This is a genomic window from Rhizobium sp. 32-5/1 (assembly GCF_029537235.1).
Classification (GTDB): Bacteria; Pseudomonadota; Alphaproteobacteria; order Rhizobiales; family Rhizobiaceae; genus Pararhizobium.
In genome coordinates, this window is sequence record NZ_CP120638.1 from 2,781,212 (window position 1) to 2,787,500 (window position 6,289).

7 protein-coding genes (1 of these 7 only partly in view) are annotated in these 6,289 nt (G+C 60.6%); all 7 read left to right on the top strand.

What is annotated here, in order from left to right; all coding sequences use genetic code 11:
• The first annotated feature begins 24 nt into the window (after positions 1 to 24).
• Entirely contained in the window at positions 25 to 861 is an 837-nt protein-coding gene (locus P6U16_RS14135) for an ABC transporter permease (RefSeq protein ID WP_277703852.1), read from the top strand.
• Positions 854 to 1,645: an ABC transporter permease gene (locus tag P6U16_RS14140; RefSeq protein WP_277701101.1), complete on the top strand. Its 792-nt coding sequence runs from the start codon at positions 854 to 856 to the stop codon at positions 1,643 to 1,645. The genes P6U16_RS14135 and P6U16_RS14140 overlap by 8 nt, the downstream gene beginning before the upstream one ends.
• A gap of 8 nt (positions 1,646 to 1,653) precedes the next feature.
• Positions 1,654 to 2,709 (top strand): ABC transporter ATP-binding protein, encoded by a 1,056-nt coding sequence (locus tag P6U16_RS14145; RefSeq protein WP_277701102.1) that lies wholly within the window; start codon positions 1,654 to 1,656, stop codon positions 2,707 to 2,709.
• 20 nt (positions 2,710 to 2,729) lie between these two features.
• The gene (locus P6U16_RS14150) at positions 2,730 to 4,022 is read left to right on the top strand and encodes a glycosyltransferase (RefSeq protein ID WP_277701103.1); all 1,293 of its coding nucleotides are present in this window, start codon (positions 2,730 to 2,732) and stop codon (positions 4,020 to 4,022) included.
• Positions 4,015 to 4,371 carry a cupin domain-containing protein gene (locus P6U16_RS14155; RefSeq protein WP_277701104.1) on the top strand — a complete coding sequence of 119 codons (357 nt, stop codon included), beginning with the start codon at positions 4,015 to 4,017 and terminating at the stop codon, positions 4,369 to 4,371. Before P6U16_RS14150 ends, P6U16_RS14155 begins: the two co-directional genes overlap by 8 nt.
• A gap of 87 nt (positions 4,372 to 4,458) precedes the next feature.
• Positions 4,459 to 4,806, top strand: coding sequence for a cupin domain-containing protein (locus P6U16_RS14160; RefSeq protein ID WP_277701105.1), 348 nt, complete (start codon positions 4,459 to 4,461; stop codon positions 4,804 to 4,806).
• A gap of 204 nt (positions 4,807 to 5,010) precedes the next feature.
• Positions 5,011 to 6,289, top strand: partial view of an aldehyde dehydrogenase family protein gene (locus P6U16_RS14165; RefSeq protein ID WP_277701106.1) — the 5' portion only. It continues 227 nt past the right edge of the window; the window shows 1,279 of its 1,506 coding nt (coding positions 1–1,279); the start codon lies at positions 5,011 to 5,013; its stop codon lies beyond the right edge, outside the window.

A 6,289-nucleotide genomic window follows, 5' to 3' on the forward strand; every position in this document is an offset into this window, starting at 1 on the left:
TCGCAGACGGCACGTTCCAATCTGATGGCATTGCCCGCGATTGCCTGGCTCGGTCTGTTCATGATCGTGCCGTGCCTGATCGTGTTTGCCTATGCGTTCCTGACGCGCGGTCTCTATGGGGGCGTGGAATACACGCTGACGGCGGAAAATTTCCTCCGGGTGATCGACCCGCTTTACGCCCAAATCTTCCTGACCTCGGTGCGGATCGCAGGTCTTGCCACCCTGTTTGCGATCCTCATTGCCTACCCGGCGGCTTACGCCATCTGCCTTGCGCCGAAACGTCTGCAGCCGATCCTGCTGTTCTTTGCCGTCCTGCCGTTCTGGAGCAATTACCTGATCCGGACCTATGCCTGGATCGTGCTGCTCAACCGCGAAGGGCTGATCAACAATGCGTTGCGCTGGTTCGGATACGACGGCGAGCCCTTGTCGCTGCTCTACAGCGAAGGTGCCGTCATCGTTGGTCTCGTCTACAACTATTTGCCCTTCGTCATCCTCGCGATTTATTCCAGCCTGTCGCGCCTGAACGGCGAGTTGATCGAGGCCTCGCGCGATCTCGGTGCGAGCCGCGTCCGCACCTTCTGGCGGGTGACGCTGCCGCTGACCATGCCGGGCGTAGCCGCCGGCGGCGTGTTCATCTTTGTGTTGTCGATCGGCAATTTCGTGACGCCGGCTTTGCTTGGCGGCGGACGGTTCCAGATGATCGGCAATCTCGTCTACGACCAGTTCCTGACCGCCAATGACTGGCCTTTCGGTGCAGCGCTCGGCATGGTCCTGATTGCCGTCATGATCGCGCTTCTTCTCCTGCAGGCGCGGGCTTCCGCCCGCTTCAGCGGTGAAACGGCGGAGGCCAGACATGGCTGACGCGTTGCTTATCAAGCTGACGGGGCGCACGATACTCGTGCTCGTCTTCGGTTTTCTCTACCTGCCGATTGCCGTTCTGGTGCTGCTATCCTTCAACGAAAGCGGCCTGCCGACAAGCTGGTCCGGCTTTTCGCTGCGCTGGTACGTGTCGCTGGCCGGCAATTCCGACATTCTTCATGCTGCCTGGAACACGCTTGTTGTTGCCGTTGTCGCGACGCTGATCGCCACGGTTCTCGGCACCATGCTGGCGATCGGTATGGAAACGCGCAAGCGCCGTTCGACGCCGCTCGAGGCCTTGGCATTTTCGCCGATGGTCATTCCGGACATCGTGCTGGCCGTCGCGCTTCTGACGCTGTTTTCGCGACTCAACGTGACCATGGGCCTGCACACGATCATCATCAGCCATGTCATCTTCGACCTCGCCTTCGTCTGCTCGGTCGTTCGGGCGCGGTTGAAGAATTTCGACTTCTCGATCGTCGAGGCCTCGCGCGATCTCGGCGCTTCCAGCTTTACCACCTTCTGGCGCGTCACCTTTCCGGTGCTTCTGCCGGCTATCGTCGCCGGAGCGCTGCTTGCCTTCACGCTGTCGGTCGATGAATTCATCATCGCCTTCTTTACCGCCGGCGCCGGTCGCGCCTCGATCACGCTGCCGATGCAGATCTATTCGATGATCCGTTTCGGCGTGACGCCGGAAATCAATGCGCTGGCCACGCTTGTCATGGGCGTCAGCGCGACCGTGCTTCTCATTTCGCAATGGCTGAACAAAGAGCAGATGACCCGATGAACGAACGCATGTCCAAACCCGTTCTGTCGGTCGATATGGTCGTCAAGCACTTCGGCAAGACGATTGCCGTCAATGGTATTTCGCTCGACATCAGGGAAAACGAGTTCTTTGCGCTGTTGGGGCCTTCCGGCTGCGGCAAGACCACGCTTTTGAGAATGATCGCGGGTTTTGAGGCCCCGGATAGCGGCGTCATCCGTCTTGACGAGCGTGACATCACCCGGGATGCGCCGGAAAAGCGGCCTCTCAACCTGATGTTCCAGTCCTATGCCCTGTTTCCGCATATGACGGTCTGGCAGAACCTTGCCTATGGTCTTGAAATGGAAGGCCTGCCGCGCGGCGAGATCGCGACGCGGGTCGATGACATGCTGACGACGACAGATCTGACGGCGCTCGCCGGCCGGAAGCCTGCCGAACTTTCCGGTGGTCAAAAGCAGCGCGTGGCGCTTGCCCGGGCGCTGATCAAGCGGCCGAAGGTGCTCCTGCTGGACGAGCCGCTGGGCGCTCTCGACAAGAAGCTGCGGGAAAAGATGCAACTGGAACTGAAGCGGCTCCAGAGCGAAGTCGGGATCACCTTCATCATCGTTACGCATGATCAGGAAGAGGCGCTGGTCATGGCCGATCGCATCGCGGTCCTTCGCGACGGCAATATCCTGCAATGCGGTACGCCGCAGGAGATCTACGAACAACCGGCCAACCGTTTCGTCGCCGGCTTCATCGGCATGATGAATTTCATCGACGGCGAGATCGGCACGGATGCGCTGTTTCGCGCCGGCGGCCAGGCGCTGGCCTGTGACTTACACGGTTTGAAGCGCAATGCGCCGGCCGTCCTTGCCGTACGACCGGAAAATATCCGGCTCGTGTCCGATGGTACCGGCATTGCCGGAACGGTCGTTGATGTCGCCTATCACGGGCTGGATCGCCAGCTTTACGTCAAAACGGCGCTTTCACCAGCGCCTCTTCAGGTCCGCGTGGCGGCGGCAGGACCTGAAGAGGCCGCCGCGCGAACAGGGGCGAGCGTTTCGCTCGGGCTCAACGCGGCGGCCTGCCGTCTGTTTCAAGAATAAGAGAAGAAGAAGGGAACTCCATGTCCAAGACGATTGCATTCTTTCCCGAAGCCGCCTTTGGTCCGGCGCTGAATTCCGTCGGCATTGCCCAGGCCGTCGAGGCGCTCGGGCACAAGGCCGTCTTTCTGTCCGATCCGGGCTTCGTCGATGTCTACAAGGGCTATGGTTTCGAGGCCTATCCGGTCAACCTCTCGGCGCCGATGCCGCCCGAGCAGATGGCGAAATTCTGGGAGGATTTCATCAACGGGCATATCCCGAATTTTCGCAAAAGCCCCTACGACCAGATCGACAACTATGTGCGCGATTGCTGGGAGGCGATCGTCGACAGCGCCAAATGGGCGCAGAAGGACCTGCCGGGCGTTCTGGCCATGATCAAGCCCGACCTGATTTGCGTCGACAACGTCATCCTGTTTCCGGCGATCAAGCAATTCGGCAAGCCCTGGGTTCGAATCATTTCCTGCTCGGAAAACGAGATCGAGGATCCGAAGATCCCGCCGCATCTTTCCGGCTGCCGTCAGGATGATCTGGAAGGCCACGCCGCCTATCGCGACAGGTTCAATGCGGTGATCAAGCCGATCCATGATGACTTCAACACGTTTCTCGCCTCGACTGGCGAGGAAGCCTACCCGATCGGCCAGTTCTTCGAGGCCTCGCCCTTCATGAACCTGCTGCTTTATCCGGAGGCCGTGAAGTTCGACCGCGAGCATCCGCTCGATCCGAAGCAGTTCCAATATCTCGAAGGCTGCGTGCGCAAGGAAAAGCCCTATGAGGTTCCTGTCTTCGCGGAGAATAATGACAAGCCTCTACTCTATATATCTTTCGGCAGTCTTGGTGCGGGCGATACAGACCTGTTGAAGCGGTTGATCACGACCATTGGAAAGCAGCCCTATCGCGCGCTTGTGAATGTCGGCGACTATAAGGAGCAGTATAGCGATCTGCCGGGCAATATAATCATCGAAAGCTGGTTCCCGCAGCCGTCGGTCATTCCGCAGATCGACGCGGCCATCCATCATGGCGGCAACAACTCGTTCACCGAATGCCTCTATTTCGGCAAGCCGGCGATCATCATGCCCTATGTCTGGGATGGTCACGACAATGCAACGCGGGTGGACGAGACCGGCCACGGCTTCAAGATGCCGCGTTACGACTGGACTGACGAGGACCTCGCAGCCAAGCTGGACGCCTGCGTCAACGATGCGGCGATGAAGGCAAAATTGGCAGCGACCAGCGCCCATATGCAGTCGCAGAACGGCCCGCAAAAGGCGGCCGCCATTCTCGATCAGCTCGCAGCGACGGGGAAGTTCGATGGGTGAAGCATCCTCTGCGCCCCACATCCAAAATGCCACCACCTATGACGATCTCGTCGACTGGGGCATGCAGCCTGACAGCGTTGAAGGCCAGTCGAAATCGACCGGACGCCTGGTGCACAAGGGGCCGAACAACCAGCCGGAATCCGGCATCTGGGTCTGCACGCCCGGCCGCTGGCGGCTCTCCATCCCGCGCGACGAGTTCTGCCATTTCGTCGCCGGTCGTGCGGTCTACCGTTCCGACGAAGGCGAGGTGATCGAGGTCGAGGCAGGAACCGTGGTGATGTTCCCCGGCGGATGGACAGGCGAGTGCCATGTCATCGAGACGATGCGCAACATCTACATGCTGGTCTGAGGCTCTGAACTTCAAATGACTGTCGCAATGTTTGGCTTCATCTCAAAAGCACGAACGCTGCCTAAAGAAAACGAAAGGAAACATCCGATGACCGCCACGCCCCTGATGCGCAAGCCGCTCGACGAAACCGACCTCAAGGATTGGGGCACTATCCCGACCATGATCGAGGGGGAATCGAAGGTTTCCGGCAAGCTGATCCACAAGGGTCCGGACGGCCAGTCGGAATGCGGCTTATGGATCTGCACACCCGGCAAGTGGGAATGCCACGTGACGCGCGACGAATTCTGCCACTTCCTCGAAGGGCGCAGCACCTATGTGCATGAAAGCGGCGAGGTGATCGAAATCACGCCGGATACGGCGGCCTTCTTCCCGCAGGATTGGAAGGGCGTCTGCACCGTGCATGAGACGATCAAGAAAGTTTACATGATCCGGTGAGGTGAGGGCATTTGGGGAAGTCATGCCGCGCGACGGCAAGACCTCTACGCCCTTCAGGGGGCAAGCCCCCTCATCCGCCCTTCGGGCACCTTCTCCCCGGCGGGGAGAAGAGGTTGGCGGCAACCTCTGTACCTCCTCTCCCCACCGGGGAGAGGGCAGGGTGAGGGGATTTCACCATGACAAACACGTTGACAGGAAAACACCATGTTTAATCCAGCCGAGCCCGTTTTCTACAGGCATCCGGACTATATTCAGGCCGCCGGCGCGCGCCACACGGTGAACAACCCGGCGACGCTGGCCCCTGAAGGTGAATTTGCCGAAACGACGGTTGCAGAACTGGATGCCGTCCTGCAGGCGGCCAATGCCGCACAGGCCAAATGGAAGCGTCTGGATGCCAAGAGCCGGGCGACGACCCTGCATAGGATCGCCAACAAGATCGAGGCGACCGACATGCGGCGCTGCGCCGAGCTGATGTCGCGCGAGATGGGCAAGCCCTATCCGGAAGCGATCGGCGAAGTGGCGAACTGTGCCGGTGCCTTCCGCTATTTTGCCGAGATGGCGCGCGACGAGGCCGGCAAGGTGGCAGGCACAACGCAGGCAGGCTCCTTCCAGCATGTGCGTTACGAGGCGCTCGGCGTCAGCGTGCACATCATGCCGTTCAATTTTCCGATCCTTCTGATGTGCTGGACCGTTGCGGCTTCGCTCGCCGCTGGCAATGGCTGCATCATCAAGCCGGCGCTGGCAACGACACTCTCGACCCTGGAATTCATGCAGGTCTTTGAAGCCCTGCCGGAAGGGCTGATTGCCTGCGTGCCCGGCGGCGCCGAAGTTGGGCAATATCTGATTGCCTCGCCGCTGACCCATGCCGTCGCCTTCACCGGCTCGGTTGCTGCTGGGAAGGCAGTCGCCATGGCGGCGGCTGGCCAGATGAAACCTGCGGTGATCGAGGCCGGCGGCAGCGATCCGATGATCGTCACCGCCCATGCGCCGCTGGATGTGGCCGCCGCCGGGGCCGTCACCGCCGCGTTTCACATGTCCGGCCAGGTCTGCACCTCCGCCGAGCGCTTTTTCGTCGTCGACAGTGTGCATGACGCCTTCATCGAGAAGTTCGTTTTCGAGGCAAAGCGCCTGCGCATCGGCAATGGTCTGACCCGGGCGGAGATCGGGCCGCTGGTGAGCGAAGCCGCGCGCGCCAAGGTCATCCGGCTGGTCGAGGATGCGATAGCCAAGGGCGCGACCGTTGCTCTGGGTGGAAAAATTCCCGAAAGCGAGCCGGTCGGCTGGTTTTACGAGCCGACGATCCTCACCGGCTGCACGCCTGACATGGAGATCATGCGCGAGGAATGTTTCGGCCCGGTCGCCGCCGTGGGGCGCGTTGCGGATTTCGACGAGGCGATCCGGCTTGCCAATGACAGCCCCTTCGGTCTTGGGGCGTCGGTTTTCACCACCAGCCTGGAGGAAGCCATGCGGGCGGCGGACGAGC

Bases quoted from the DNA above. Each gene is read 5' to 3' on its own strand.
- P6U16_RS14135 (WP_277703852.1), top strand. From the start codon at position 25: ATGGCATTGCCCGCGATTGCCTGGCTCGGTCTGTTCATGATCGTGCCG.
- P6U16_RS14140 (WP_277701101.1), top strand. From the start codon at position 854: ATGGCTGACGCGTTGCTTATCAAGCTGACGGGGCGCACGATACTCGTG.
- P6U16_RS14145 (WP_277701102.1), top strand. From the start codon at position 1,654: ATGTCCAAACCCGTTCTGTCGGTCGATATGGTCGTCAAGCACTTCGGC.
- P6U16_RS14150 (WP_277701103.1), top strand. From the start codon at position 2,730: ATGTCCAAGACGATTGCATTCTTTCCCGAAGCCGCCTTTGGTCCGGCG.
- P6U16_RS14155 (WP_277701104.1), top strand. From the start codon at position 4,015: ATGGGTGAAGCATCCTCTGCGCCCCACATCCAAAATGCCACCACCTAT.
- P6U16_RS14160 (WP_277701105.1), top strand. From the start codon at position 4,459: ATGACCGCCACGCCCCTGATGCGCAAGCCGCTCGACGAAACCGACCTC.